The sequence below is a fragment of the Levilactobacillus suantsaii genome (genome assembly GCF_014069315.1).
Lineage (GTDB): Bacteria > Bacillota > Bacilli > Lactobacillales > Lactobacillaceae > Levilactobacillus > Levilactobacillus suantsaii.
On record NZ_CP059603.1, the window covers coordinates 739300 to 765119 of the forward strand.

The window sequence follows — 25820 nt, forward strand, 5'->3', positions numbered from 1 at the left end:
CAGTCAATTGCTAGTATACCATTCTCCGGCTTCAACGCCAGGTTAAACCTTAACGGGCACCAATCCTGCCCCGCGCATAAAAAAACCGCTCAAGCCCAAAACAGCTCAGCGGTTAAAATGCATTTAAGTTCCTGACTATTTACGACGACTTTGTTTGGCTTTCCGAATGGCCCGGCGAATCGACCGATCATGTTCGGCTTTCGCCTTTTCCTTCTTTTCCCGCTCGGCATTAATCTTCCACGGGTTTTGAATCAAGAGGGTTTGCCCCACTTGGAACACGTAGGAAATCGTCCAGTAAAGTGAGATGGACGAGGCAATGTTGAGGGCGGTGAAGAAGACGACCACCGGCATCCCGACGATCATCATGGTGTTCATCGAGCTAGTTTCTGGCGCCGATTTCGTGGTCAGCCAAGAACTGACCAACGTTGCTAAGGCCGCCAACACCGGCAAGACAAAGTACGGGTCCTTGTGGCCCAGTTGCAACCACAAGAAGTCCCCGGACCGCAAGACTGAGGTCCGCCAGATGGCTTGATACAACGCCCAAATAATGGGTAACTGAACGAGCATTGGTAAGCACCCCATCAACGGGTTAATGCCCGCCTCGGCGTACAACTTCTGCTGTTCAGATTGTAATTTTTGGACCGTTTCCCGATCCTTCGATGAATATTTTTTCTGTAAGGCCTTGATCTGGGGTTGAATCTCTTGGGTCTTCCGCATACTGCGTGTTTGGAAGATCATCAACGGTAACAGGATAATCCGAATGATAACGGTAAAGAGGATAATCCCGATGCCGTAGCTATGGCCGAAGAAATGAGACAACCAGATAATCGCCCGCGAGAAGTTCAAGACGATTAACCCGTCCCAAATCCCCGTACTTTGATTAGTGATTGGCTTATTGCTACAAGCCGAGAGAAGCAACACCAGACTCACGATACCTAACATTAGTAGGGTGCGTCTGTACTTTTTCACAGTTATTCCTCACTATAGTTGGAATCTAGCAATTGCGCCAGCTTGAGCACGTGAATCATGCTCTTCTTGGCATCCGCCATCGAAATTCCGTCTGCTCTGGGCCGGGCGATCACGAGAAAGTCCACATCTTGTTTCAAGAAGGGCTTCAACTCGAGAAGGCTCTGCCGGATTCGCCGTTTGACCCAGTTACGATGAACGGCGTTTCCAATTTTCTTGCCGACCGAAATGCCGACCCGAAAGTGCTTTTGCGCTGGCTTAGCCATTGAGTACACCACAAACTGCCGATTAGCGACCGAATTTCTGGTCTCAAAGACCTGCTGGAATTCCGCTTCTTTCTTAATGCGGTAAGATTTTCGCATGGTGCATCTCCAAAACTTTAACGATCTAATGATCGAAATTGACTGCCAGCCGGCTGACTGGCACAAACAGTCCGAGGGGCATTGGAGTCCCAGTACCGACTCAGATAAAATAAAAAGACCACTGAACCTTCAGCGGCCTATGCAGACAATACTTTACGTCCTTTTTGACGGCGACGTGCTAAGACGTGACGGCCGTTGCTAGTACTCATCCGCTTGCGGAAACCGTGTACACGTGAACGGTGACGCTTCTTTGGTTGGTAAGTGCGCTTCATCGTGACACCTCCTTATAACTTATTTTTGATTGGTTGCTTGGTAGGTACCAAACAGACTAAATGCATTTCCTGACTATATTAGCATAAAACCTGCTGAATGGAAACCAGAACTTCCGATTTTGCCCAAAAACTTCTCCCCAATTTAGCTCGCCTTATGCACAATTGCTGTGGATGGTTTCGGGGACGGCAAAAAGTTATCCCGGACTTACCCACCAAGTTATCCACCGAATCACAACGTGTGCATACTCAATTTTTGTGGCCTGTTCAAAATGTGGATAACTTGTGAAACACGCAACGTAATAATGTTTCCCAACATTTTGGGTCTGTGGATAACTGGGAATAACTTTCTAAATCCACAGAAATCAGCATCCTGTGGATAACCGTTGTCAACCGCCTGTGAAACAATTAGTCACAGGTCCCATTTACCTGTGGAAAACTTTTTTTCGGCATGCTACACTAAAGATACGTTTTTCAGGGTCCCCTACTCGACTAGGGGTGCCTGTCATTAATTTTTTCAGTGAGGGGGATCCCATTAGTGCCAGATATGTCAACTTTATGGACTGATATCCAAGAGTCGTTCAAACAGAGCTACTCGAAAACGTCCTACGCGACTTGGATTGCTTCCGCCAAGCCCGTTTCTCTGGTGGGCAATAAACTGACGTTGGAACTGCCGTCACCCCTGCATCGGGATTACTGGACCAACCAACACTTGGACCAGCAGCTCGTCGAATACGCTTATCAAGCCACCCACGAAGACGTTCAACCCGTGTTGATTCTCGAAGGTGAGCGCCAGCAACAGGCCACCTTAAAGGCCCAAGCTGACCCGGACGCGACCGACAATCGCGAACCCACGCCCACTTTTATGAAGGAAACGACGTTGAACCCCCGCTACACGTTCGACACGTTCGTAATCGGCAAGGGCAACCAGATGGCGCACGCCGCCGCTCTGGTGGTCTCCGAAGAACCCGGGGTCATGTACAACCCGCTGTTCTTTTACGGGGGCGTCGGATTGGGCAAGACCCACTTGATGCACGCCATCGGGAACAAGATGCTAGAAGATCATCCCGAGACCAAGGTCAAGTACGTCACCAGTGAAGCTTTTACCAACGACTTCATTAACGCAATTCAGACCCGGACGCAGGAGCAGTTCCGTCAAGAGTACCGCAACGTTGATTTGTTACTCGTCGATGATATTCAGTTCTTTGCTAATAAGGAAGGAACGCAGGAAGAATTCTTCCATACGTTCAACACGTTGTATGATGAAGGCAAGCAGATTGTCTTAACGTCCGACCGCTTGCCTAACGAGATTCCAAAGCTCCAGGACCGTTTAGTCTCGCGCTTTGCGTGGGGGCTCTCGGTGGATATCACGCCACCCGACCTGGAAACGCGTATCGCCATCTTGCGCAACAAAGCCGATGCCGACCAAGTCGACATCCCTGACGACACCCTCAGTTACATCGCCGGGCAAATCGATTCTAACGTCCGTGAACTCGAAGGCGCACTTGCCCGCGTCCAAGCGTACCACCGTTTGATGCGCCAACCCATCACGACCGATTTGGCCGCTGAAGCATTAAAGGGCTTGAATTTAGCTCACGCCGAAACCACAGTCACGATTCCCGTGATTCAAAATCGGGTGGCGGACTACTTTAACGTCTCGTTGAAGGATCTTAAAGGAAAGAAACGCAAAAAAACAATCGTGATTCCGCGCCAAATTGCCATGTACCTCTCGCGCGAACTGACCGATTCGTCGTTACCGCGGATTGGTAACGAGTTTGGCGGCAAAGATCACACCACCGTCATCCACGCGTATGATAAAATTACCGCATCGTTAAAAACCGATCCCGACCTGCAAAAAGACATTGCCGATTTGAAGGAAGAATTGCGGCATTAACGACCAATTATGCAGCCCTAGATTCTGTGGTTAACAACCCAATCAAAGTGGCCCTGTGGATAGCAGGTGGATAACATTGCTGGTTATCCACAACTTTTCCACAGGTCACTTTGTTAATTCACCGCATGTTCCGCACGTTTATCCACACTATCTACAGGCCCTACTACGACTACTGTTTTTTCTTTTAATTAAGTTAACCCCTCGTCTCGAGGGAGTCAGATAAAAGGAGTGTCATTCCGTATGCAATTTACGATTAACCGGACAGCGTTTGTCAAAGAACTCAATAACGTCTCCCGGGCTATTTCTTCGAAAACTACGATTCCGATTCTTACTGGTCTGAAAATCGTCGCGAGCGACGCGGGCTTATTACTAACCGGGTCGAACGCCGACATCTCGATTGAAAGCTTGATTCGGGCCGATGATCCCGATAACGGCCTCACCATAGATGATCCCGGGGCTATCGTCTTGACGGCGCACTTCTTTAGTGAAATCGTTAAGCGTATCCCTGAAAAGACCATGACGGTTGCCGTGAAGGATGGCTTCCAGACCGAAATCACTTCTGGAACCGCCGCCTTCAACATCAACGGTCAAGACGCGAACAATTATCCCCACCTGCCCGAAGTCGATGCTGAGGACTCCGTGGTGTTATCCGGCGCTGTTTTCAAAGAATTGATCAGTCAGACCGTTATTGCGGTCTCCACCCAGGAAAGTCGCCCGATTCTGACTGGGGTGCACTTCGTCTTGAACGATAACCAATTCTTAGCCGTGGCGACCGATAGTCACCGGTTGAGCCAACGGCAGATCGAATTACCACAACCGACCGACGCCAACTTTGACGTGATCATTCCCGGTAAGAGTCTGACCGAACTGTCCCGGATGATCGGTGACGGCGACGAGGACGTGAAGATGCAGTTCTCCGAAAATCAGGTGCTCTTCTTATTGGGCGACACCTCGTTTTACTCCCGGTTACTCGAAGGTAACTACCCTGATACATCGCGGTTGATTCCGAAGACGGCGTCCACCACGGTGGAAATTGAAGCGCCCGAACTCTTGGCCGCCGTCGAACGGGCATCGTTACTGTCTCATGAGTCCCGCAACAACGTGGTCAAGCTGACCCTGAAGCCGACTTCTAAGACGGTCACCATCTTTAGTAACTCACCGGATGTCGGGAACGTTGAAGAAAACTTGACGCCTAAGGATATGGACGGCGCCGACTTGGAAATCTCCTTCAATCCGGATTACATGAAGGATGCATTGCGTTCCTTTGGCCAAAGTGCCATCCGCGTGGCCTTCACGTCCCCGTTGCGACCATTTACGTTGGTCCCAACAGAGGACACCAGCAACTTTATCCAGTTAATCACCCCAGTGCGGACGTTCTAAAGCGCCTGACTGGTCCAACACTGTGGAAAACGTGCACCCCAATTGGGGTGCACGTTTTTTGTTGTCCACAAGTGTGGGGATAACTCAGTTAGGCCGCAGCTTAATCACAGGTGGATAAAATTTCTTGGAAGTTAGGCCGAGTTATCCCCCAATCTGGGCATAACTACGGCGTTTTGGGGATAAGTCTTTGGGGGCGTAAGTGATGGGCTAACGCCGGCAGTTTTGCTGGTGCCAGCAGTCTGACTAAAGACGAAAGCCACCCCACGTTCCGTTAGGTTCGTCAGTTTGGGGCATCGATTATTAGTCCTAACCGCTTGCTGTAAGCCGGCAAGCGGTCTAGTTTTGGACGCGCTGATTGGTGGAAAATCGTATAACGTTTTACTATACGGGATTTTTTCGTAATTGCGTGCGCAACGGTTTCACAAATGAAATTATTTTGAAAATCGAACGAAAAATGGGCCAATTCTGGTAGACGGCGTTGAAATGGCCTCTGAGCAGATTTACCCGTTTTATAGCAAAAATATCAAAAATGCGACCAACGGACTCAGAGCGCTGAAATCAGATGGTTCGCCTGTACTTTTCGCTAAAAAGCGGTATAATATAAGTAAAGATAATGAAGGGGTGAAGTTGTGAAAAAAGCGGTTTTCATTGAGACGCCCTACATGACACTAGGTCAGATGCTCAAGGAAGAATCCATAATCAGTACAGGCGGTCAAGCCAAGTGGTATTTGCGAGAAACGACCGTAATGGTCAACGACGAGCCGGATAATCGGCGTGGTCGCAAGCTCTACCCGGGTGATACGGTGGCCGTCCCTGATGTCGGATTATTTTTTATACGCTCAAAGCAGGGTGAATAATGTATTTGCAAGAGTTGCAGCTCCAAAACTTTCGAAATTACGCGTCGGCGGATCTGCACTTCGGTCGCGGAATTAACGTCCTTTTAGGAGCCAATGCTCAGGGAAAGACCAACCTCTTAGAGGCGATTTATGCGTTAGCGTTGACGCGCAGTCACCGGACCGCTAACGACCACGACCTGATCAACTGGCAGGCCAAAACGGCCCAGGTAGCGGGACGCGTGGTCAAAGGCAGCGGCACGACGCCGTTAGAGCTAACGTTTTCCCGGCAAGGTAAACGCGCGAAAATCAATCACTTAGAACAGGCCCGCTTGTCCCAATACGTGGGTCAGCTCAACGTGATTTTATTTGCGCCGGAGGACCTGGCCATCGTCAAAGGGGCGCCGACGGTTCGGCGGCGGTTCATGGACATGGAATTTGGCCAGATGAACCCGCGGTACCTGTATAACCTGAGTCGTTACCGGACGCTACTGAAGCAGCGCAACCAATACCTAAAGGATTTACAGCACCACCGCCAACACGACCAGTTGTTTTTGGACGTGTTGACCGACCAATTGGCCGCGTACGGCGCTGATATTATTCATCAGCGGTTGGTCTTACTCCAACGCTTGGAGCAATGGGCGCAAACGATTCACGCTGAGATTTCGCAACACCACGAAACGCTCACCTTTCATTACGCGACGCAGGTGGCCGAGACGGCGTTAACGGATTCCAAGACCATTTGTGATGCGTTGACGGCGTTGTACCACAAGCAACGAGACAAGGAGCTTTATCAAGGGACGACCTTGGTGGGGCCCCACCGCGACGACTTACGCTTCCAGGTCAACGACAAGAACGTCCAGACCTTCGGCTCGCAAGGGCAACAGCGGACGACCGCGTTAAGCGTCAAGCTAGCGGAAATTGAACTGATGAAGGCCGAGACGGGTGAGTACCCCGTCTTACTACTCGACGATGTGTTGTCCGAACTGGACGATGCCCGCCAGACCCATTTACTCACGGCCATTCAAGACAAAGTGCAAACGTTTATAACCACCACCAGTTTGAGCGGGGTGACCCGCAAGCTGATTACCGACCCGACGATCTTTCACGTTGAGGCTGGTACCGTGGTGGCCGATACTGCGGCCGACGATTCAGCGTCGACCGAGTAGTCTGTAAGGAGGATTAGACAGTGGCTAATAACGAAAATGAAACCAAAGAAGAACGCGCCCGCGAATATGACGCCAGCCAGATTCAAGTCCTAGAAGGGCTGGAAGCCGTCCGGAAGCGGCCCGGGATGTACATCGGAACCACGAGTTCCCAAGGCCTGCACCATCTGGTCTGGGAAATTGTGGATAACGGGATTGACGAGGCCTTGGCGGGCTTTGCCAACGCCATTCACGTCACGGTAAAAAAAGATAACAGTATTACCGTGACCGATAATGGTCGGGGGATTCCAGTCGATATCCAAAAGAAGACTGGCAAACCCGCTTTGGAGACCGTCTTTACGATTCTGCACGCCGGGGGGAAATTCGGCGGTGGCGGGTACAAGGTTTCTGGTGGACTCCACGGGGTCGGGGCTTCCGTCGTGAACGCTCTGTCGACCGAACTGGACGTCCAAGTCGTTCGGGATGGCAAGCGTTACGCCATGGACTTCACCCGCGGCCACGTCAAGACGCCGATGCACGTCACGGAGACCGGGTTGCCAGAAGAAAAGCACGGGACCTACGTGCACTTCTTACCAGACCCGTATATTTTCCAAGAAACCACGACCTTCGATATTCAGACGTTGACCACCCGGATTCGGGAACTGGCCTTTTTGAACAAGGGGTTACGGATCACGATTCGTGATGAACGCCCCGAGACCCCGACCGAAGAGGATTTCCTCTACGAAGGTGGGATTCGCCACTACGTCGATTACCTGAATAAAAACAAAACGACGTTGTTTGAACCCCCGATTTACGTGGAAGGGGAAGAAAACGGCATCACCGTTGAAGTGGCCCTCCAATACACCGAGGACTACCACAACAACTTACTGACCTTTACCAACAACATTCACACCTACGAAGGTGGGACCCATGAAGAAGGCTTCAAGCGAGCCTTGACGCGAGTCGTCAACGACTATGCGCGGCAAAACAAGCTGATGAAGGATAGCGATGCTAACCTGACCGGGGATGACGTGCGTGAAGGCTTAACAGCCGTCGTTTCGGTCAAGCACCCGGACCCACAATTCGAAGGGCAGACCAAGACCAAGCTGGGGAACTCCGATGCGCGGACCGCGGTGGACCACACCTTTGCGGACCACTTCATGCGCTTCTTGATGGAACACCCCGACGTAGCGCGCAAGGTCGTCGACAAGGGGACCTTGGCGTCTAAGGCGCGGGTCGCTGCTAAGCGAGCGCGGGAAGTCACCCGGAAGAAGAGTGGACTCGAAATCAGTAACCTGCCCGGTAAATTAGCGGACAATACGTCCAAGGACCCGGAAATCTCCGAATTATTCATCGTCGAAGGGGACTCTGCCGGTGGATCCGCCAAGCAGGGCCGGTCGCGATTGACCCAAGCCATCTTGCCGATTCGGGGGAAGATTTTGAACGTCGAAAAAGCCTCGATGGACCGCATTTTAGCGAACGAAGAAATCCGCTCGATGTTTACGGCCATGGGGACCGGCTTCGGCGACGATTTCGACGTCTCCAAAGCCAACTACCATAAGTTGATTATTATGACCGATGCCGATGTCGATGGGGCTCATATTCGGACGCTGTTACTGACGTTGATCTACCGTTACATGCGGCCGTTACTCGATGCCGGCTTTGTCTACATTGCCTGTCCACCGTTGTACCGGGTCCGCCAAGGGAAGTTCCAACGCTACATCGATTCGGACGAAGAATTAAAAGCCATCTTAGGCCAATTGGCCCCGTCACCGAAGCCGCAGATTCAACGGTACAAAGGGTTAGGTGAAATGGATGCGGAACAACTGTGGGACACGACCATGAACCCCGAAAATCGGCGGCTCTTGCGGGTCGACTCACAGGATGCCATCAACGCTGATCAAGTTTTCAGTATGTTGATGGGCGATAAGGTGGCGCCACGGCGGCAGTTTATCGAAGATAACGCCACGTTTGCTGACCTCGATGTTTAGCGTTACGCGGAAGTAGGAACGGAGGATAAGAATTTGGCTGATCAAGATTTTACCCACACGCGAATAACCGATGTGGATCTTTCAAAAACCATGCGGACATCGTTTCTGGACTACGCGATGAGCGTTATCGTGGCCCGGGCTTTGCCTGACGTGCGCGATGGACTCAAACCGGTTCACCGGCGGATTTTGTACGATATGCATGAACTGGGCATCACGCCCGACAAGCCCTTCCGGAAATCGGCCCGGGTGGTCGGAGACGTTTTAGGGAAGTATCACCCCCACGGTGATTCGGCGGTTTACGAATCGATGGTGCGGATGGCACAAGACTTCTCCTACCGCTACATGTTAGTTGACGGTCACGGAAACTTCGGGTCCGTCGACGGTGATGGCGCCGCAGCCATGCGGTATACCGAAGCCCGGTTGAGTAAAATCGCGCTGGAAATGCTGCGCGACATCAATAAAGATACGATCGATTATCAGGATAACTACGATGGCAGTGAACGCGAACCCGTCGTGCTCCCATCCCGGTTTCCGAACCTCTTAGTGAACGGGGCGTCCGGAATCGCCGTGGGGATGGCGACGAACATTCCGCCCCACAACTTGAGCGAGGTCATCAGTGCGCTACACATTTTGATGAACAACCCTGACGCCACGTTGGCGGAATTGATGGAGGCCTTACCGGGTCCCGATTTTCCAACCGGCGGGATCGTCATGGGTAAGGCGGCCATTCGCCGGGCTTACGAGACCGGTAAGGGGACCATTACCTTACGGGCGAAGGTCGACATCGAAGAAGAAAAGAACGGTAAGCAACGCATCGTGGCCACTGAGATTCCATACATGGTCAACAAGGCTAAGCTGATTGAACGCATCGCCGAACTGGCACGAGACAAACGTATCGAAGGCATCACCGATGTCAACGATGAGTCTGACCGGACCGGGATGCGGATTGTTATTGATGTCCGCCGGGATGCCAGCGCCGAAGTCATTTTGAACAACTTGTACAAGATGACGTTGATGCAGACTTCCTTTGGCATCAACATGCTGGCCATTGTGGACGGCGCGCCCAAAGTGTTGGGCTTAAAAGCCATCTTACAGTACTACCTGAAATTCCAGCTGGAGGTTATCCGGCGGCGGACGGCCTTTGATTTGAAGAAGGCCCAAGCGCGGGCCCACATCCTGGAGGGGCTCCGGATTGCGCTGGACCATATCGATGAAATCATCACGATCATCCGCCAATCCCAGACCTCGGAATTGGCCAAGAACCAGTTGATGAGTCGGTTCAGCTTGTCGGACAAGCAATCGCAAGCCATTTTGGACATGCGGTTGGTTCGGTTGACGGGACTGGAACGTGAAAAGGTCGAAAACGAGTACAAGAACTTGCAGGCATCCATCACTGATTACAAGGCCATCTTGGCGTCCAAGGACCGCCAACAGGAAATCATCTACCAAGAATTACTCGACATTCAAAATAAGTTTGGTGACAAGCGCCGGACCGAATTGATGGTCGGGGAGGTCTTGAGTATCGAAGACGAAGACCTGATTGCCGAAGAAGACGTCGTGGTCTCCTTGACCCATAACGGGTACATCAAACGGTTGCCAACCACTGAATTCAAGGCCCAAAACCGGGGTGGTAAAGGAATTCAAGGCATGGGCGTTCACGATGACGACTTTATTGAACACTTAGTCGCCACGTCTACGCATGACATGTTGCTATTCTTTACCAACACCGGGAAGGTCTACCGGATGAAGGGGTACGAGATTCCCGAATACGGGCGCTCGGCCAAAGGCATTCCGGTCATTAACCTCTTGGGAATCAATACTGATGAACACGTTCAAGCTGTCATCAACGTGGCCAATTCCGGTCAAAATGACGACAACGACTTGTTCTTCACCACGGTCAACGGGACGGTCAAGCGGACGCCCGTGGCTGAATTCGCCAATATCCGTAGTAACGGACTGAAGGCGTTGAACCTGAAGGACGGCGACGAACTAATGAACGTGGCTATTATTCAGGAAACGGCCAATATCATCATTGGAACGCACCAGGGTTACGCGGTTAGTTTCTCGGCATCCGCAGTTCGGTCCATGGGGCGGTCAGCGACCGGGGTCCGGGGCATTCGCCTGCGGGACAACGATTACGTCATTGGTGCCAGTGTCTTGAAACCAGACGACCACGTCTTTGTCATTTCCGAAAAGGGTTACGGCAAGCAGACGCCGGCCAGCGAGTACCCGATTAAGGGTCGTGGCGGAAAAGGTATCAAGACCGTCAACGTATCCGCAAAGAACGGGCCGTTAGCGGGTCTGACCACGGTCAACGGCGACGAAGATATCATGTTGATTACCGATAAAGGGGTCATGATTCGCTTCGGGGTCGCCGACGTTTCCGTCACCGGCCGGGCGACATTGGGGGTTCATCTGATTCGCTTAGGTGAGGACTCGAAGGTGGCCACGATGGCCAAGGTCGCTAAGGAAGACGACACGCCGGATGACACGACGGAAAAGTCGACTGATAGTGATTCAGCAGACGCACCGGTGGCTAAGTCCACGCCAGATACGCCGACGGACGACGATTCTGAAGCTTAATTGAACAGTATGCTGCTTGGGTTGGACCACGGGGTCGATCACGAGAAGCTAAGGGATGTGGAAAGGTAATCTTTCCACGTCCCTTTTTTAAGTGCAATTAGTTTGGCTGGGATTTGCGAAGTCGGAAAAAATCCCGGTTCAACATCGGAGTTAAGCGTGTATCGTTTTTCACCCCCATCGGTCGGCCCCGATTTGCGTCCCCCCGTTTTTTATGCTATACTTCTACCTTGTGAGTATCTGGCTTACGCTAGTGACTCTCCTTGCTTCCACAATCTGGTGGAAGCCTGAAGTCCATAAGGAGGTGTACGATTCATGGAAACTACGAAATACGAAATTACCTACATCATTCGTCCAGATCTTGACGACGCTACTAAGACTGCCTTGGTAGAACGTTTTGACAAGATCGTGACGGACAACGGTGCAGAAATTATCAGTTCTAAAGACTGGTCTAAGCGTCGCTTCGCTTACGAATTTGGTGGCTACAACGAAGGTATCTACCACGTCGTAACGTTGAACACTGACAACGACACGCCTTTAAACGAATTCGACCGTTTATCCAAGATCAATGGCGATATCTTACGTCATATGATCGTTAAGCGCGAAGATTAATTTTAACCTTAACTTTTAACTTGAGAGGAGTTATTCAGCAATGATCAACCGAGTAGTACTTACTGGCCGACTAACACGGGATGTTGAATTACGATACACCCAAAGCGGTGCTGCTGTTGCCACTTTTACTTTGGCCGTTGATCGGCGGTTCACCAACCAGCAAGGTGAGCGGGAAGCTGATTTCATTAGTTGTGTGATTTGGCGCAAGTCCGCGGAGAATTTTGCCCAGTATATGCACAAAGGATCTTTGGTCGGCATTGAAGGCCGCGTTCAGACCCGGAACTATGAAAATCAACAGGGCCAACGGGTCTATGTGACCGAAGTGGTCGTCGAAAACTTTTCCTTCTTGGAACCCCGCAATCGTAACCGTGGGGCTCAAGGTGGCAATAATTACGGCACACCTGCGAATAATGCTCCTCAGACTAATCAATCGCAAAATACCAATCCGTTCACGAGTGGGAACCCGTCGAACGCCCCACAAGGGAATCCAAATTCCGCTGCGCCAACGGGCAATAACGCCCCGGCTAACGGCAACCAGAACAATAACGGGAACAATGGCAACAACGCCAACGACCCGTTTGCAAACACTGGCGATTCGATTGACATTTCTGACGATGATTTACCGTTCTAAAAAACTAACACTATAAGGAGGGACTTATCCATGGCAGGACAACGTCGTGGCGGCCGTCGCCGTCGTAAGGTTGACTTCATCGCAGCCAACCACATCGAATACATTGATTACAAAGACACTGACTTATTACGTCGGTTCATCTCCGAACGGGGCAAGATTTTACCTCGTCGGGTCACTGGTACCAGTGCCAAGAACCAACGGAAGTTAACTATTGCTATCAAGCGTTCACGGATCATGGGCTTAATGCCATTCGTTAGCGACGAAGGTTAGCATGGAAAAGGAATCACTCAATCGAGTGATTCCTTTTTTTGCCACTTATCCCCAAAAACGGACGAGTTATGCACAGCTTTTGGTGGATAACTACCATATTTGGGGGATAAGTCAGTGATTTCCCCTAAATATGGGGGCAATTGTGTGTAAATATACAAATCAGCGGATAGACTAAGAGCTGTAAAAATTAAGCTATGAAAATGGTTAAACTTAAAGTTAATTTAGTGAAATAACCTCATGCGGTTATGCAATTCAAAGGCTAGGTGATAAATAGCCTGAGTTATCCCCATCTTATGGGGATAATGTGGATAAAACTGTGCATAACTTGGTGCGTGATAGCGGGTTAGATTCCCTGGATGACTGGCGCCGATAAATTAGATTAAATCGACTAAACCAGCTATTGTGGGGTAACTTAACTGGATTTTTACACGGAAATTTTAAGGAATTCAAGCTATGAGTTCCTTTTTATTCTCTTCTTAGTTGTGGCGTTTCAATTGTTAATTTACCCTTCTAAAAATCCCCCTGAGCTTGAACTCAGGGGGATTAGTTGGATCGGATTAGAATTCACGCTGGCCGCTCAGATAAACTTGTTTATCATCCTGGACGACGTTAGCAGTGTCTGCTAAGGGATCTTTCTTAAGAACTTGGAAATCTGCAAATTTACCAACCTCAAGGGTCCCGTAATCATCTGCGACGCCTAAGAGTTGAGCAGAATTTAGGCTGGAGCATTGGTAAGCTTGAGCCGGGGTCATTCCTAACTTGGTCAGTAAGCCAAATTCTTCCGGAGTTTTGTCGAACCCGTTGTAGGGGGTCCCAGCGTCGGTCCCACAAGTGAACTTTACCCCAAGTTTGAAAGCTCGGCGCATGTTGACGTAGGTGTCGTCAAGGGCGTCAGCAGCTTTTTTGACTTCCCAATCGGGGAGTTCGCCTTTGCCAAATTCTGGGATGACCCATTCAGCGATTAAGGTCGGGGTCAGATAAGTCCCTTGTTTAACCATCTGTTTAGCTTCATCTTCGGTCACGTAAAAGCCGTGTTCCACCGAGTCGACACCAGCGTCGAGAGCGTTTTGAATGCCTGGGTTTCCTTCGGCATGGGCGGCAACCACGCGACGCTTGTGGTGGGCTTCTTCGACGGCGACGTGCATTTCGGCCGCCGAAAGCTGGGCGTCTTCCATGAAGTCGTTCGGCGTCATGACGCCACCAGTTGCCATGACTTTAATACTTTCAGCCCCATTCTTAAAAGCGGTCCGGACGGCTTTGCGCATTTCGTCGGGTGAATCAACGGCATGGCCACCGTGTGGTGAATCGCCATGGCCCCCGGTCATCGAAAAGGCCATTCCGGATGTTAGCATGTGCGGGGTATGGGGAAGTTGCCCACTTTTCTGAAGTTTTTTTAGTTTGACGTCGACGTCATAATCGTTCCCACAGCCCCGGGTGTAGGTGACGCCGGATTTTAGAAGGGCTTGGAGGTTCGTCCAAGCGAAGACGGCGGTTTCGGATTCAGAATTATCACTGCCGTTCAAAGCTAAGGGATTAGCCGAGACGTGGGTGTGAACGTTGAAGAAGCCAGGCATGACATATTGGGCGTGCAGGTCAACTTGAGTATCAGCAGTGGCGGGTGTTCCTTGTCCCCGGTCTACCAAGCGTCCCGTTTCGTTATCAACGGTGAACCAGGCGTCGGTTAAATTTTGATCGGTCGTGCCATCAAATAAGGTAAAGTTGAAAAATGTGGTTTTAGTCATTGTAAAGTCCTCCTAAAATTAAGTTAAGTCTGGTGTAACAGAGGCATCACCTCGATTCCGGATGCTTGTTAGTTATTTCCAAGCAGCGTATTTATATTGAGCTTCGTGGAGTAAAGAGTAGGTCAAGCCGGTAACGTTTTTGGAGGTGAGCTTGGCTTCGGCAGGTTGGTAAACGGGAATGTAGCCTTTAACTGCCATAAGACGTTTGTCGGCAGCCATTAACCCGTTGTAACGAGCTAAGCCAGTTTTATTGTTAGCTTGATTCAATAATTGGTTGAATTTCGAATCGTTCCAGCCGGTAAAGTTGACCGTATTGGTTTTCGCCGCCAAACTAAGAAAATCAGAAGCATCTAACCAATTAGTCGACCAACCAGTTAAATTCAGTTCGAAATTTCCTGCAAAATCGCGGGCGACATGTTGCGCGTGGGGGATTGAAGTGATGTTAACGGTCAATCCCTTAAAGTTTTTCTGCATGACCGATTGGAGGTAAGTCCCCACGTGCTTGTCATCATCCGTGTCATCGGTCAATAAGTTCAAGGTGACCTTACTTTGACCGGTTTCTTGTAAGTATTTATGCCAGTACGTTTTGGCTTTAGAGACGTCGGTTGGTAGGAGATTACCGATTTCAGTAGCCATGTCTTGGCCCGTTTTTGGATTAGCCTGATCCCCATGGGGAATGGCGCTTAAGGCGGGTTTTGAGCCATCTTGTAAAATTTTATTCGTTAGAGTTTTCCGGTTCATGACGTAGGAAACGGCTTGGCGTAAGTTTTCGGAATTGGTTTTAGTTTTTTTACTATTAACGTAAAGGTACTGTAAACGGCCTAACAGGTGAGTATGAAGCTGGTTATCGTTGCCATTTGCGCGGACGTATTGCCCACTAACGGTGGTCTCTTGAACTTTTCCTGATTTGAATAGGTTAGCCGCGGTAGATTCATCTTTGGTCACGCTGACCTTAACTTTCTTGATACCGACCTGCGAGGCATCCCAATAATGGGGATTCTTGACGTAGGTCCAGGAGGAATTACTACCAGTCCAACCAACTAATTTGTAGGCGCCGTTACTAACGGTTTTGGCGGCGCTAGTACCATATTTTTGGCCGTATTTCTTCACAGCAGCCGTGTTTAGCGGGTAATAACCGGCTACCAGGTCGTTAAAGTACGGAACAGCTTTGGTGAGCTGAAATTGAAGCTTGGTTTTACTGAGGGCTTTGACCCCTAACTTACTAGCAGGTAGCTTTCCTGTTTGAATGGCTGAATAATTCTTAAAAGCACTCAGTAAGTTGGCGTATTGCGCCTTGGTTTTAGGATTGACCCACCGCTGCAAGGAAGTCACGAAATCTTGAGCGGTCACTTGTTGACCGTTAGCCCACTTGGCATTCTTTTTAAGGGTAAAGGTATAGGTTTTACCATGATTGGTAGGTTTCACCATTTTAGTGGCCACGCCGGCGACAATTTTGCCTTGCTTGTTGTAGGTGTACAGCCCCTCCATAGTCTGCGAAATCACGCTACCACTGTTGGTATCTGTAGATTTATTGGGATCGGCAGTGGCTGGTTCGCTGGCCAGGGTAACATTCAATGTTTTGCTTTGATTCGTTTGACCGGATGCTTGTCCACAGCCACTTAAAGGACCTAATGTTAATAATGCGGTTACGGTAAGCCAAAATTTATGAGTCATCTAAAAAACCTCCTAGCACAATTGATCTAAGGTTTAAGAACAAAAAAGCACCCTTATGGAATAAAGACACTTCCATAAGGGTGCAACTCGCACGGTACCACCTTATTTTTGCGATGAGAGACCCATCGCCTTCAACATGAACGGTAGGGCGCCTAGACGCGAGTGCTAAACTAGGCTTTTAACGCTCGCGAGCCTTACGATTCACTGCACGGATAACGGGATGCTTCCCGGTTGAACACTTACTTGAATTCGGTGGACGGCTCCGAAGGGATGTTCACGTTTTAGGACCTGACCCGCTTGCACTAAACCGGGTTCGCTAACAGGGCCACCAACGTTACTGAACTTCATCATCACTTTTTAATGTTCTAACCAATTGTTAATAATTGCTAGTTTAGCACCGAAATTTTGTTTGTCAACGTCGGATTTTCATTTTTTATCCACGTTTTCAGAAAATTTTGGAAAAGAGAAGCGCGGTAGAAAGGGCGTTGACCACTTCCTGGTTGCCACGTTTTCCTTTTGACTTAAAATTCGCGGTGGCCGCCGATGTAGACTTGTTTATCGGCTTGGACCACGTTGGCGGTGTCCACGACCGGGTCGCTCTTGAGGACCTGGAAATCAGCGAACTTGCCGACCTCAAGGGTGCCATAGTCGTCGGCGACCCCTAGTAGCGTTGCCGAATTGATGCAGGAACATTGATAAGCTTGGGCGGGAGTCATTCCAATCTTAGTGAGCATCCCGAACTCTTCGGGGGTCCGGTCGAACCCGTTGTACGGCGTGCCAGCATCGGTCCCACAGGTGAACTTGACGCCGATTTTGACGGCCCGGGTGAGGTTGACGTAGGTGTCGTCGAGGGCGTCTTCGGCCTTCTTGATCTCCCAATCCGGGAGAACCCCGATACCGTCCTTGGCGGCGGCCCATTCGGCGATTAGAGTTGGGGTGAGGTAAGTCCCTTGCTTGACCATCTGGTGGGCCTCAGCCTCGTTGACGTAGAAGCCATGTTCGATGGAATCGACCCCTGCGTCAAGCGCGTTTTGAATCCCAGGGTTGCCTTCCGCATGCGCCGCCACGATGCGGCGCTTGTGGTGGGCTTCTTCTACGGCAGCGTGCATTTCCGCTACGGATAGTTGTGGGTCTTCCATGAAGTCGTTGGGCGTCATGACCCCGCCGGTCGCCATGACCTTGATACATTCGGCGCCGTTTTTAAAGGCGGTACGGACGGCCTTGCGCATCTCGTCGGGTGAATCGACTGCATGCCCGCCGTGCGGGGAATCACCGTGGCCCCCGGTCATCGAGAAGGCTTTGCCTGAAACCATCATGTGCGGGGTATGAGGAAGCTTGCCGTCGCGTTGCATGCGTTTAAGCGCAATGTCGACGTCGTAGGCGGTCCCGCACTGACGGATATAGGTGACGCCAGATTTTAGAAGTTGCTGGAGGTTTTGGGTGGCAAAGACTGCCGATTCGGCTTCAGATTGACCGTAAGACCCGTCCGGCGTGTCCGGACCAGACGTCACGTGGGTGTGGACGTTGAAGAAGCCCGGCATGACGTACTGGCCGTGAAAGTCGACTTGCTCATCGTCCCCAGTGGGAGCGCCGGTGCCACGAGCTGTGATCCGGCCGGTCTGGTCGTCGACCGTGAACCAAGCGTCTGGGGTGTTGTGGTCGGTGGTGCCGTCAAAGAAATTGCAATGATAAAATGTGGTCATAAAATTACCTCCAGAAAGTTGTAATGGTGATGCGATTGAAACGGATTGGTCGCCTCCTTAAAGCTGAGTGGGTCATTTCCAGTAAGCGTATTGGTATTGGGCTTCATTCAACAACGAGTAGGTCAGCCCGCCGACATCCTTGCTGACCAGTTTCGCTTCGGATGGCTGGTAAACGGGCACGTAGCCCTTAACGCTCATCAGGTATTTATCGGCGGCCATCAATCCCTTGTACCGGGCCAGACCAGTCTTTGCGTTGGCACTGGTCAGCATTTGGTTATAAGTCGAGTCGTTCCAATGGGTGAAATTGACCGAATTATCTTTGGCGGCCAATTCCAAGTAGTCGTCGGCGTCCAGCCAGTTGGTTGACCAGCCAATCAGGTTGATATCGTACTTCTGGTCGAAGTCGCGGGCCACGTGTTGGGCGTGTGGCAAAGCAGTGATATTGACAGTCAACCCCTTAAAGTTCTTTTCCATGACGGCTTGAATGTAAGTGCCGACGTGTTTATCGGCATCGCTATCATCGGTCAAAATGTTCAGGGTAGCCTTGCTTTTCCCGGTTTCTTTCAGGTACTTTTGCCAATAAGCTTTAGCCTTGGTCACGTTGTGGGGCAAAAGGTTGCCGACCTCACTGGCCATATCTTCGCCGGTCTTAGGATTGGCTTGGTCGCCCTTCGGCACGGCACTAGTGGCGGCTTTGGACCCATCACCTAAAACGCTCTTGACCAGCTTCTGCCGGTCGATGACGTAGGAGACGGCTTGCCGCAGGTTTTCAGATTTCGTGGCTTTGCGCTTGCTGTTAAAGACCAACAAGCTCATGCGGCCTAACAGGTGGGTTTGCAACTGTTTATCGTTACCATTGGAACGAACATATTGGCCGCTGACCGTGGTCTCTTGAATCTTGCCGGATTTGAACAGGTTGGCCGCGGTGGTCTCGTCTTTGGTGACAGAGACTTTGACTCGGTTGATCTGAACGTTCTTGGCGTTCCCATAGTGCTTGTTCTTAACGTAGTGCCAAGTCGAATTGCTGCCGGTCCAGCCGACCAACTTGTATGGCCCGTTACTCATGGTCTTAGCTGCGCTGGTCCCATATTTGGACCCATATTTTTTCACGGCATCGGTGTTGAGTGGGTAATACTTACTGGCGGCTAGGTCGTTGAAGTAAGGGACAGCCTTTGTCAATTGAATTCGTAGCTTGGTCTTGCTGAGGGCCTTGACCCCTAACTTGCTGGGAGACATCTTACTGTGTTGGATGGCATCGTAATTTTTAAAGGCCGAAAGGAGATCAGCGTATTGTGCTTTGGTCTTGGGGTTGACCATCCGTCGTAGGGACGTAACGAAATCTTGCGCCGTGACATCCTGACCATTGGCCCACTTAGCATCTTTACGAAGATTGAACGTATAAGTCTTACCATGATTGGTGGGCTTTACGATTTTGGTCGCCACGCCAGGCACGATTTTATTTGATTTGTTATAAGTATAGAGAGCTTCCATGGTTTGAAAGACCACGCTGCCGCTGTTAGTGTCGGTCATCTTATTAGGATCGGCCGTCGCGGGTTCATCGGCTAAGGTCACGTTTAAGGTCTTATTCTTGGATTGGCCACTGGCCTGGCCGCAACCGGCTAGGGTGACCGTAAGTAGTAGCGCAACGGGAATAGTGAATAGTGAACGATGCATGGGCAAAAACCTCCTAGGTTCAATCGATGTGGTGGACGACAAAAAGCGCCCTTACGGAAAGTGTTTCTCCGTAAGGGCGCAAAAGGAATTTGCACGGTACCACCTTAATTTGATCTCAACATGAACCATGGCTCCTAGAGGCAACTTTTCCCGCAGGCTAGGTCCTGTGGGGCCACACCACGATTCAAGGCAAGGATAACGGCTGCATCCGGTCGGGCTTACTACAGTTCAGCTGACGGTTCGGAAGGGAGTTCGGTTGCGCTTGGGGTTCCCGCTTGCACTAAACCGGGATCGCTGGACCACGCCACGTACTTACTAGTCTTCTTCATAACTTTTTAATTTTCTCATCGATTGTTAATGATTGCTAGTTTAGCATGGATTTCAGAAATGTCAACGGCCGAGTGAAAATTTACGGGTGTGGGTAGATGGTAGACAAACGGCCCAGAAAGTTTTTTCTGGGCCGTAAGGATAAACTATATTTTGTTTTAAATAATTAATGCGATTAATCGCGTACCTGCAGAATATCATTCAAGTCAGAGCGACCGGGGCGTAAGGCGTTGACCCGACTATCGGTTTGCGGGTAGCCCAGGGCAATCCCCATAAAGATGGCCTCGTCATCCGGAATCGTAAAGGCTTCACGAATCTCGTCCGGGTAACGAACCAGTTCGTAGGCCGGGACACCACTGACACCGTGACGGGTCGCGGCGAGCAAGATGCCGTATCCGAAAGCCCCCAAGTCGTATGCCGAGTAGGCCGAAGAATTTTTCGGCATAGTCAAGTAAACGATGGCGGGAGCGTTGAACAGGCCCCGTTGCCGAGACACGAACTGGTCGCGTTCGTTTGCGGTGTAGAATTGTTGCATGTTTTGCTGCCAGGCCGTAATGTTGGTTTGTGGCAGGGTGGCCCAATCCTTAGGGGGCACGACTTCGGTCCAACTCTTAGTCCCTTGTTGGTTCAAATCCTGGTGACTCTGGCGGAGGTGTTGTGCGGTCTTGCCGGTTGCCAGGTAGACCTTCCAGGGTTGTGCATTTTCCCAAGAAGGAGCCAATTGGGCCTCGGTCAAGATGGCGCGTAACGTATCGAGTGCAACGGGGCGGTCACTGAAATCCCGGGCAGAGTGGCGTTGAACTGGAATTGATGACGACATAAAAATCTCTTCCTTTCATTGAGTGCTTCTCCTGTTAGTGTAGCGGATTGCGCCCAGAAGGCAAGTCAGGGCCTCTGAAGGTATTTTGAATTGTTTCACGTGAAACATCACCTCGATGGCTTATGGGTAGTTGATATGAAAATGATGGTTTAAACCGGCAAATAACGGGCTAAAATATGGCTGATGATGAAACCACCACCCATGAGTAACCAAAATTGAAAGTTGACGTGCAAGGACTTGCAATTACCAGCTAAATTTGTTGCGAGTTTACGGGAGACCTTATGGGGCTTGACCTGACGGGCTGAATCCGTGTATAACGCCGCCATGACGGGATTCTTAGGAGAACGAAATTTTGTGAAACCCCTGGATTGTGATAAAATGAATGTATTCTTTAGAGCGGTTTCGGCGCACCGTTTTTTGTCGGGTGACGCCACCGCGAATCGATTTTAGGACGAATCAGATGAGGAGTAAGTATGCACAAACTATTTTCGCGAGCAAACGTCCCCGAATTCTTACAGAATCGGCGGCTCCGAGGAATCGCAATTTTAACGGCAAGCTTAGCCATTTTAGGAATCGTCTTGTCGTTTCTCATGAATTGGATCTTCGGTATTGTCATCTTAGTCTTAGTGGGTATCGGTATGCTAGTGGTGTTCAATACCATGGCGGAGATTGGGACCGATACGGCTCAGTATATTTCTGACTTATCCTATCGGATTCAACAGGGTGAGCAGGAATCACTGATTCGGATGCCACCGGGCGTTATGATTCTTGGGACGACGAACCAAATTGAATGGATCAACCCGTACTTACAACATTATTTTGACGACCAAAATGTGTTGGGGCATCCATTGGAAGAAGTTGACGCCCAGTTGGCAGAGTTGGTTGATAAGGCCAAACCGGAAACGTTATCGACGGTGCGCTGGCATGATTACCGATTGACGCTATACGTGCAACCCGATTTCCACGCCGTGTATTTGTACGACATTACCCATTATCAGTTGATTCAAGAACGCTATGATAATGAAAAGATTGCAATTGGGCAGGTTTTCCTGGATAACTACGATGAGATTACTCAGTCGATGACTGACCAGGAGATTTCTAACCTACGCAATTATGTGACCAACGAGTTGTCGTCGTGGGTCCAAGAATTCGACATGTACCTGAAACAATTGGATGACGACCATTACTTCATCTTAGCGTACGCCAAGTCGCTGGCCGCCATCGAGGCTGATAAGTTTAAGATCCTGGACACCATCCGGGAAAGTACGTCGAAGCAAAACTTCCCGCTGACTTTGAGTATCGGGATTGCCTATGGGGATTCCAACTTGAATAAGCTGGCCGACCAAGCCCAAAGCAACTTGGACTTAGCCCTCGGCCGGGGTGGGGACCAGGTCGTAGTGAAGGCTGCCGACCGTGAAGCCCGTTACTATGGTGGGAAGACCAACCCAATGGAGAAACGGACGCGGGTCCGGGCCCGGATGATTTCACAGGCCTTGCAGGAATTAATGAACGAATCTGATCAGATCTTCGTACAAGGCCACACCCAACCAGATATGGATTCGCTGGGGGCTTGCTTGGGGATTCGCCGGATTGCCAAGATGAACCATAAGACCTGCTGGATCGTCTTGGATGCCGAAATGGTCCACTCCGACGTGCAACGGCTACTGGATGATTTACAAGATTATCCCGATGTGGCTGCGGCCATCATTTCGCCGGAGGACGCCTTGGAAAAGGCCACCGACCAAAGCATGTTGCTGATGGTCGACCATTCCCGGCCGTCGATTACGATTTCACCGGAACTTTACCACCGGTTGGAAAATCGGGTGATGATTCTCGACCATCACCGGCGTGGGGAAGAGTTCCCCGAAAATCCGTTACTGGTCTACATCGAACCGTACGCCAGCTCGACCTGCGAACTGATTACCGAGATGTTCGAGTACCAGTCGCAAGAGAGTGAACCCATCAACAAGGTCGAAGCAACGGCGATGCTGACCGGGATCTTCGTGGACACCAAGCACTTCTCGTTACGGACCGGGACGCGGACCTTCGATGCGGCCAGTTACCTGCGTTCGGCGGGAGCGGATGCCATGAAGATGCAACAATATATGAAGGAAAACGTTGATAGTTACCTGCAACGTAACCACCTGATTGAATTAGTCGAGTTCGTCAATGAAGACATGGCGGTGGTCGCCGGTGAGGAGGACCAAACCTACGATCCGGTCACGGCGGCGCAGGCAGCCGATGACCTGCTGAACATGTCTGGCGTTGATGCGTCGTACGTCATCACCCGCCGCGACGACGGGCGGGTCGGCATTTCGGCCCGGTCGCTAGGCAAGATCAACGTCCAACTGACCATGGAAGCCATGGGCGGTGGCGGTCACTTGTCCAACGCGGCGACCCAAATCGCCGATAAGTCGATGGCCGAAGTCAAGCAACAGTTATTGGACATCTTGAACCACACGGTCGAAGAAGCCAACGCCGACGAGTAGTTAATTGCGTTAAGGGCGGATTCGGCGTAGGATAAAATAAGTGATAAATTGAGGAGTGACCGACGTGAAAGTGATTTTTACCAAGGACGTCCGCGGAAAAGGTAAACGCGGTGAAATCAAGAACGTACCTGATGGGTACGCCCAGAACTTTTTAATCAAGCGAGGATTAGCCAAGCAAGCCAACCAATCTGCGATGAGTCAACTCAACGCCGAACGGAAGGCCGAACAACGGCGCGAAGCCGAAGAATTGGCTGAAGCCAACGACCTCAAGCAACACTTGGAAGACGACAAGACGGTCGTGGAAATCTTAGCCAAGGCCGGAGATGATGGCCGCTTGTTCGGGTCGATTCCGAGCAAGCAAATCGTTCAGGCTTTAGCCAAGCAATTTGACCTGAAGCTGGATAAGCACAAGGTCGACTTGCCTGAACCGATTCGCTCGTTGGGTTACACCAACGTGCCGGTCAAGCTCCACCCCGACGTGACCGCCAAGATTCGGGTCCACGTCGCTCAAAAGCAAAAATAAAAGGTTCTAATAGATTGATGATAAAAAGTCGCCCCCTGTTGGCGGCTTTTTCTTTCCGTGGTATGATGGATTATCTGAATTGACCGGGGGAATTTTAGTTAAAAAACGGGAGTGCTTGGGACTGTAAGTCCGAGACCATCCCCAATTGATTTTCGAATTTTAAACCGGGTCGTTTCACTGTAGATGGTATAAAATGGATGACGACCGTTAAATCGGCAGCCTAGATCAAGTAGAGGAGTTAGTGAGATACGAATGGACAATAGTGCACTAACAGACCACACACCACCGCAAAACCTCGAAGCCGAAAAGGCCGTCTTAGGGGCGATCTTTTTGAGTACCGACGCGTTGGTGGATGCGTTGGAAGTCTTGACCCCGGAAGATTTTTATCGCCGGGAACATCAAATTATTTTTCAAGCCATGGTGGATCTAAATGACCGCGACGAAGCCATCGACGTGGTCACCATCACGGATTTATTGACCGCTAAAAACGAATTGGATGACGTGGGCGGGGTCTCCTATATCGCTGAACTGGCGAGTTCGGTACCGACCGCCGCTAACGCCACCTACTACGCCAAGATCGTGCAAAACAAGGCCGTTCTGCGGCGATTGATTCAAACCGCGACGAATATCGCCACCACGGGATATCAGCAGGACGGTAACGTCACCGAAATCCTGGACAACGCCGAACGCGATATCATGAACGTTGCGGAAATGCGCAGTCAGTCGGGGTTCCGGCAGATTCGCGAAGTCTTAAGCAAGAGTTTTGAAGACATCAACGAACTCTCGAAAAAGGGTGACGCCATCACCGGATTATCGACGGGTTACGCCGAACTCGATAAGATGACGACCGGCCTACACGACGATGAACTGATGATTCTTGCGGCCCGGCCGGCCGTCGGGAAGACCGCCTTTGCCCTGAATATCGCGCAAAACGTGGGGACCCGGACCGACAAGACCGTGGCCATCTTTAGTCTGGAAATGAGTGCCGAATCGTTGGTCAACCGGATGCTGTGTGCGGAGGGCTCCATCGACGCCAATCATTTGCGGACTGGTCAGTTGACCGAAGACGAGTGGAACAACTTAGTCATGGCAATGGGGAGTTTATCCAAGGCCAGCATTTACATCGACGACACGGCCGGGAACAAGATTACCGAGATTCGGGCCAAGTGTCGACGGCTCGCCAAGGAAAAGCAGAACCTGGGACTGATTGTGATCGATTATTTGCAACTGATCGAAGGAACCAATCACGAGAGCCGTCAGCAAGAAGTTTCCGATATCTCTCGGCAATTGAAAAAGCTGGCCAAGGAACTGCACGTCCCGGTGATTGCATTATCTCAGCTTTCTCGGGGCGTGGAACAACGGCAGGATAAGCGGCCAGTCTTATCCGATATCCGGGAATCCGGGTCGATCGAACAAGATGCCGATATCGTCTCGTTCCTGTACCGGGACGACTATTACGAACGAGAAGGCGATGACGCTGATGGTGGGGGTGACAGTGATCCCCGTGATGACGAGAACCAAGACGTCGGTGAAGTCGAAGTCATTATTGAAAAGAACCGGTCAGGTCCGCGGGGAACGGTCAAATTACTGTTTGTTAAGTCGTTTAACAAATTCTCGTCGGTGGCCTACGTGCCGGACGACCAGGGCTAACGAGGGTTAAGCTTGGATTCCAGGGAACGGTGGAGACCGGCTAACTGGGGAATTGTCCAGTGAGACGCAAAATTCATCAGGATGTGCGAGAAAGTTCACATTTTCGTCATATTTACCAGTTATTATAAGCAACATAGAAGTTAACCCAAACGTTGCTTCTACCAAAGATTAACAATCTTTTTTCATGTACTCCTCCTCCCCTGGAATAATGAAAAAATAGTTAACGTCATAATTCTTATGACGTTACCCCTACTCCGATGACCATCGCTTTCCCCGAGCGGTGGT

General features: G+C 50.6%; 21 protein-coding genes. 12 read left to right on the forward strand and 9 right to left on the reverse strand.

The window, feature by feature from the left end; all coding sequences use genetic code 11:
* Window positions 1-135 precede the first annotated feature (135 nt).
* The 3 genes from H3M12_RS03450 to rpmH all read right to left on the reverse strand — a co-directional run bounded on the left by H3M12_RS03450 (window position 136) and on the right by rpmH (window position 1600).
* Entirely contained in the window at window positions 136-969 is an 834-nt protein-coding gene (locus H3M12_RS03450; RefSeq protein ID WP_170954956.1) for a YidC/Oxa1 family membrane protein insertase, read from the reverse strand.
* Window positions 970-971: 2 nt separating this feature from the next.
* Window positions 972-1328: a ribonuclease P protein component gene (gene rnpA / locus H3M12_RS03455; RefSeq protein ID WP_129032204.1), complete on the reverse strand. Its 357-nt coding sequence runs from the start codon at window positions 1326-1328 to the stop codon at window positions 972-974.
* Between the two features lie 137 nt (window positions 1329-1465).
* Window positions 1466-1600 carry a 50S ribosomal protein L34 gene (rpmH, locus tag H3M12_RS03460; RefSeq protein WP_083484058.1) on the reverse strand — a complete coding sequence of 45 codons (135 nt, stop codon included), beginning with the start codon at window positions 1598-1600 and terminating at the stop codon, window positions 1466-1468.
* A gap of 535 nt (window positions 1601-2135) precedes the next feature.
* Between rpmH and dnaA the strand changes: the two genes are divergently transcribed.
* From dnaA to rpsR, 9 genes are all read left to right on the forward strand, one after another.
* Window positions 2136-3491 (forward strand): chromosomal replication initiator protein DnaA, encoded by a 1356-nt coding sequence (dnaA, locus tag H3M12_RS03465; RefSeq protein ID WP_129032206.1) that lies wholly within the window; start codon window positions 2136-2138, stop codon window positions 3489-3491.
* Between the two features lie 240 nt (window positions 3492-3731).
* Window positions 3732-4871 (forward strand): DNA polymerase III subunit beta, encoded by a 1140-nt coding sequence (gene dnaN, locus H3M12_RS03470; RefSeq protein WP_182150926.1) that lies wholly within the window; start codon window positions 3732-3734, stop codon window positions 4869-4871.
* A gap of 662 nt (window positions 4872-5533) precedes the next feature.
* Window positions 5534-5728, forward strand: a complete 195-nt coding sequence (gene yaaA, locus H3M12_RS03475) for a S4 domain-containing protein YaaA (RefSeq protein WP_407657811.1) — start codon at window positions 5534-5536, stop codon at window positions 5726-5728.
* Window positions 5728-6873, forward strand: coding sequence for a DNA replication/repair protein RecF (recF, locus tag H3M12_RS03480; RefSeq protein ID WP_129032212.1), 1146 nt, complete (start codon window positions 5728-5730; stop codon window positions 6871-6873). Before yaaA ends, recF begins: the two co-directional genes overlap by 1 nt.
* Window positions 6874-6893: 20 nt before the next feature.
* Window positions 6894-8840, forward strand: a complete 1947-nt coding sequence (gyrB, locus tag H3M12_RS03485) for a DNA topoisomerase (ATP-hydrolyzing) subunit B (RefSeq protein ID WP_129032214.1) — start codon at window positions 6894-6896, stop codon at window positions 8838-8840.
* Between the two features lie 90 nt (window positions 8841-8930).
* Window positions 8931-11423 (forward strand): DNA gyrase subunit A, encoded by a 2493-nt coding sequence (gene gyrA / locus H3M12_RS03490; RefSeq protein ID WP_404820009.1) that lies wholly within the window; start codon window positions 8931-8933, stop codon window positions 11421-11423.
* A 312-nt stretch (window positions 11424-11735) separates the two neighbouring features.
* On the forward strand, window positions 11736-12032 hold the full coding sequence (gene rpsF, locus H3M12_RS03495; RefSeq protein WP_129032218.1) for a 30S ribosomal protein S6: 297 nt from the start codon (window positions 11736-11738) through the stop codon (window positions 12030-12032).
* Between the two features lie 40 nt (window positions 12033-12072).
* Window positions 12073-12663 carry a single-stranded DNA-binding protein gene (ssb, locus tag H3M12_RS03500; RefSeq protein WP_129032220.1) on the forward strand — a complete coding sequence of 197 codons (591 nt, stop codon included), beginning with the start codon at window positions 12073-12075 and terminating at the stop codon, window positions 12661-12663.
* Window positions 12664-12693: 30 nt separating this feature from the next.
* Window positions 12694-12933, forward strand: coding sequence for a 30S ribosomal protein S18 (gene rpsR / locus H3M12_RS03505; RefSeq protein ID WP_129032222.1), 240 nt, complete (start codon window positions 12694-12696; stop codon window positions 12931-12933).
* Window positions 12934-13490: 557 nt separating this feature from the next.
* On the opposite strand, the gene H3M12_RS03510 is transcribed toward rpsR, so the two are convergent.
* The 6 genes from H3M12_RS03510 to H3M12_RS03535 all read right to left on the reverse strand — a co-directional run bounded on the left by H3M12_RS03510 (window position 13491) and on the right by H3M12_RS03535 (window position 21199).
* Complete coding sequence (locus H3M12_RS03510) at window positions 13491-14675, reverse strand: metal-dependent hydrolase family protein (protein WP_129032224.1); 1185 nt, start codon at window positions 14673-14675, stop codon at window positions 13491-13493.
* A 72-nt stretch (window positions 14676-14747) separates the two neighbouring features.
* Window positions 14748-16349, reverse strand: a complete 1602-nt coding sequence (locus tag H3M12_RS03515; protein ID WP_182150927.1) for a peptide ABC transporter substrate-binding protein — start codon at window positions 16347-16349, stop codon at window positions 14748-14750.
* Window positions 16350-16870: 521 nt separating this feature from the next.
* Window positions 16871-18052: a metal-dependent hydrolase family protein gene (locus tag H3M12_RS03520; protein WP_129032228.1), complete on the reverse strand. Its 1182-nt coding sequence runs from the start codon at window positions 18050-18052 to the stop codon at window positions 16871-16873.
* 72 nt (window positions 18053-18124) lie between these two features.
* Window positions 18125-19726: a peptide ABC transporter substrate-binding protein gene (locus tag H3M12_RS03525; RefSeq protein ID WP_182150928.1), complete on the reverse strand. Its 1602-nt coding sequence runs from the start codon at window positions 19724-19726 to the stop codon at window positions 18125-18127.
* 502 nt (window positions 19727-20228) lie between these two features.
* Window positions 20229-20873, reverse strand: coding sequence for a nitroreductase (locus tag H3M12_RS03530; protein ID WP_129032232.1), 645 nt, complete (start codon window positions 20871-20873; stop codon window positions 20229-20231).
* A gap of 149 nt (window positions 20874-21022) precedes the next feature.
* Entirely contained in the window at window positions 21023-21199 is a 177-nt protein-coding gene (locus H3M12_RS03535; RefSeq protein ID WP_170954957.1) for a hypothetical protein, read from the reverse strand.
* Between the two features lie 147 nt (window positions 21200-21346).
* On the opposite strand from H3M12_RS03535, the gene H3M12_RS03540 reads away from it, so the two are divergent.
* The 3 genes from H3M12_RS03540 to dnaB all read left to right on the forward strand — a co-directional run bounded on the left by H3M12_RS03540 (window position 21347) and on the right by dnaB (window position 25535).
* Window positions 21347-23362 carry a DHH family phosphoesterase gene (locus tag H3M12_RS03540; RefSeq protein WP_129032234.1) on the forward strand — a complete coding sequence of 672 codons (2016 nt, stop codon included), beginning with the start codon at window positions 21347-21349 and terminating at the stop codon, window positions 23360-23362.
* Between the two features lie 64 nt (window positions 23363-23426).
* A complete protein-coding gene (gene rplI, locus H3M12_RS03545) occupies window positions 23427-23885 on the forward strand; it encodes a 50S ribosomal protein L9 (protein WP_129032236.1) in 459 nt (152 codons plus the stop codon).
* A 252-nt stretch (window positions 23886-24137) separates the two neighbouring features.
* The gene (dnaB, locus tag H3M12_RS03550) at window positions 24138-25535 is read left to right on the forward strand and encodes a replicative DNA helicase (RefSeq protein ID WP_129032238.1); all 1398 of its coding nucleotides are present in this window, start codon (window positions 24138-24140) and stop codon (window positions 25533-25535) included.
* Window positions 25536-25820: the final 285 nt, after the last annotated feature.

Excerpts from the sequence above, each read along its gene's own strand:
- rnpA (WP_129032204.1), bottom strand. The coding sequence starts at position 1,328 with ATGCGAAAATCTTACCGCATTAAGAAAGAAGCGGAATTCCAGCAGGTC.
- rpmH (WP_083484058.1), bottom strand. The coding sequence starts at position 1,600 with ATGAAGCGCACTTACCAACCAAAGAAGCGTCACCGTTCACGTGTACAC.
- dnaN (WP_182150926.1), top strand. The coding sequence starts at position 3,732 with ATGCAATTTACGATTAACCGGACAGCGTTTGTCAAAGAACTCAATAAC.
- yaaA (WP_407657811.1), top strand. The coding sequence starts at position 5,534 with ATGACACTAGGTCAGATGCTCAAGGAAGAATCCATAATCAGTACAGGC.
- recF (WP_129032212.1), top strand. The coding sequence starts at position 5,728 with ATGTATTTGCAAGAGTTGCAGCTCCAAAACTTTCGAAATTACGCGTCG.
- gyrA (WP_404820009.1), top strand. The coding sequence starts at position 8,931 with ATGCGGACATCGTTTCTGGACTACGCGATGAGCGTTATCGTGGCCCGG.
- rpsF (WP_129032218.1), top strand. The coding sequence starts at position 11,736 with ATGGAAACTACGAAATACGAAATTACCTACATCATTCGTCCAGATCTT.
- ssb (WP_129032220.1), top strand. The coding sequence starts at position 12,073 with ATGATCAACCGAGTAGTACTTACTGGCCGACTAACACGGGATGTTGAA.
- rpsR (WP_129032222.1), top strand. The coding sequence starts at position 12,694 with ATGGCAGGACAACGTCGTGGCGGCCGTCGCCGTCGTAAGGTTGACTTC.
- H3M12_RS03510 (WP_129032224.1), bottom strand. The coding sequence starts at position 14,675 with ATGACTAAAACCACATTTTTCAACTTTACCTTATTTGATGGCACGACC.
- H3M12_RS03515 (WP_182150927.1), bottom strand. The coding sequence starts at position 16,349 with ATGACTCATAAATTTTGGCTTACCGTAACCGCATTATTAACATTAGGT.
- H3M12_RS03520 (WP_129032228.1), bottom strand. The coding sequence starts at position 18,052 with ATGACCACATTTTATCATTGCAATTTCTTTGACGGCACCACCGACCAC.
- H3M12_RS03525 (WP_182150928.1), bottom strand. The coding sequence starts at position 19,726 with ATGCATCGTTCACTATTCACTATTCCCGTTGCGCTACTACTTACGGTC.
- H3M12_RS03530 (WP_129032232.1), bottom strand. The coding sequence starts at position 20,873 with ATGTCGTCATCAATTCCAGTTCAACGCCACTCTGCCCGGGATTTCAGT.
- H3M12_RS03535 (WP_170954957.1), bottom strand. The coding sequence starts at position 21,199 with ATGGCGGCGTTATACACGGATTCAGCCCGTCAGGTCAAGCCCCATAAG.
- H3M12_RS03540 (WP_129032234.1), top strand. The coding sequence starts at position 21,347 with ATGCACAAACTATTTTCGCGAGCAAACGTCCCCGAATTCTTACAGAAT.
- dnaB (WP_129032238.1), top strand. The coding sequence starts at position 24,138 with ATGGACAATAGTGCACTAACAGACCACACACCACCGCAAAACCTCGAA.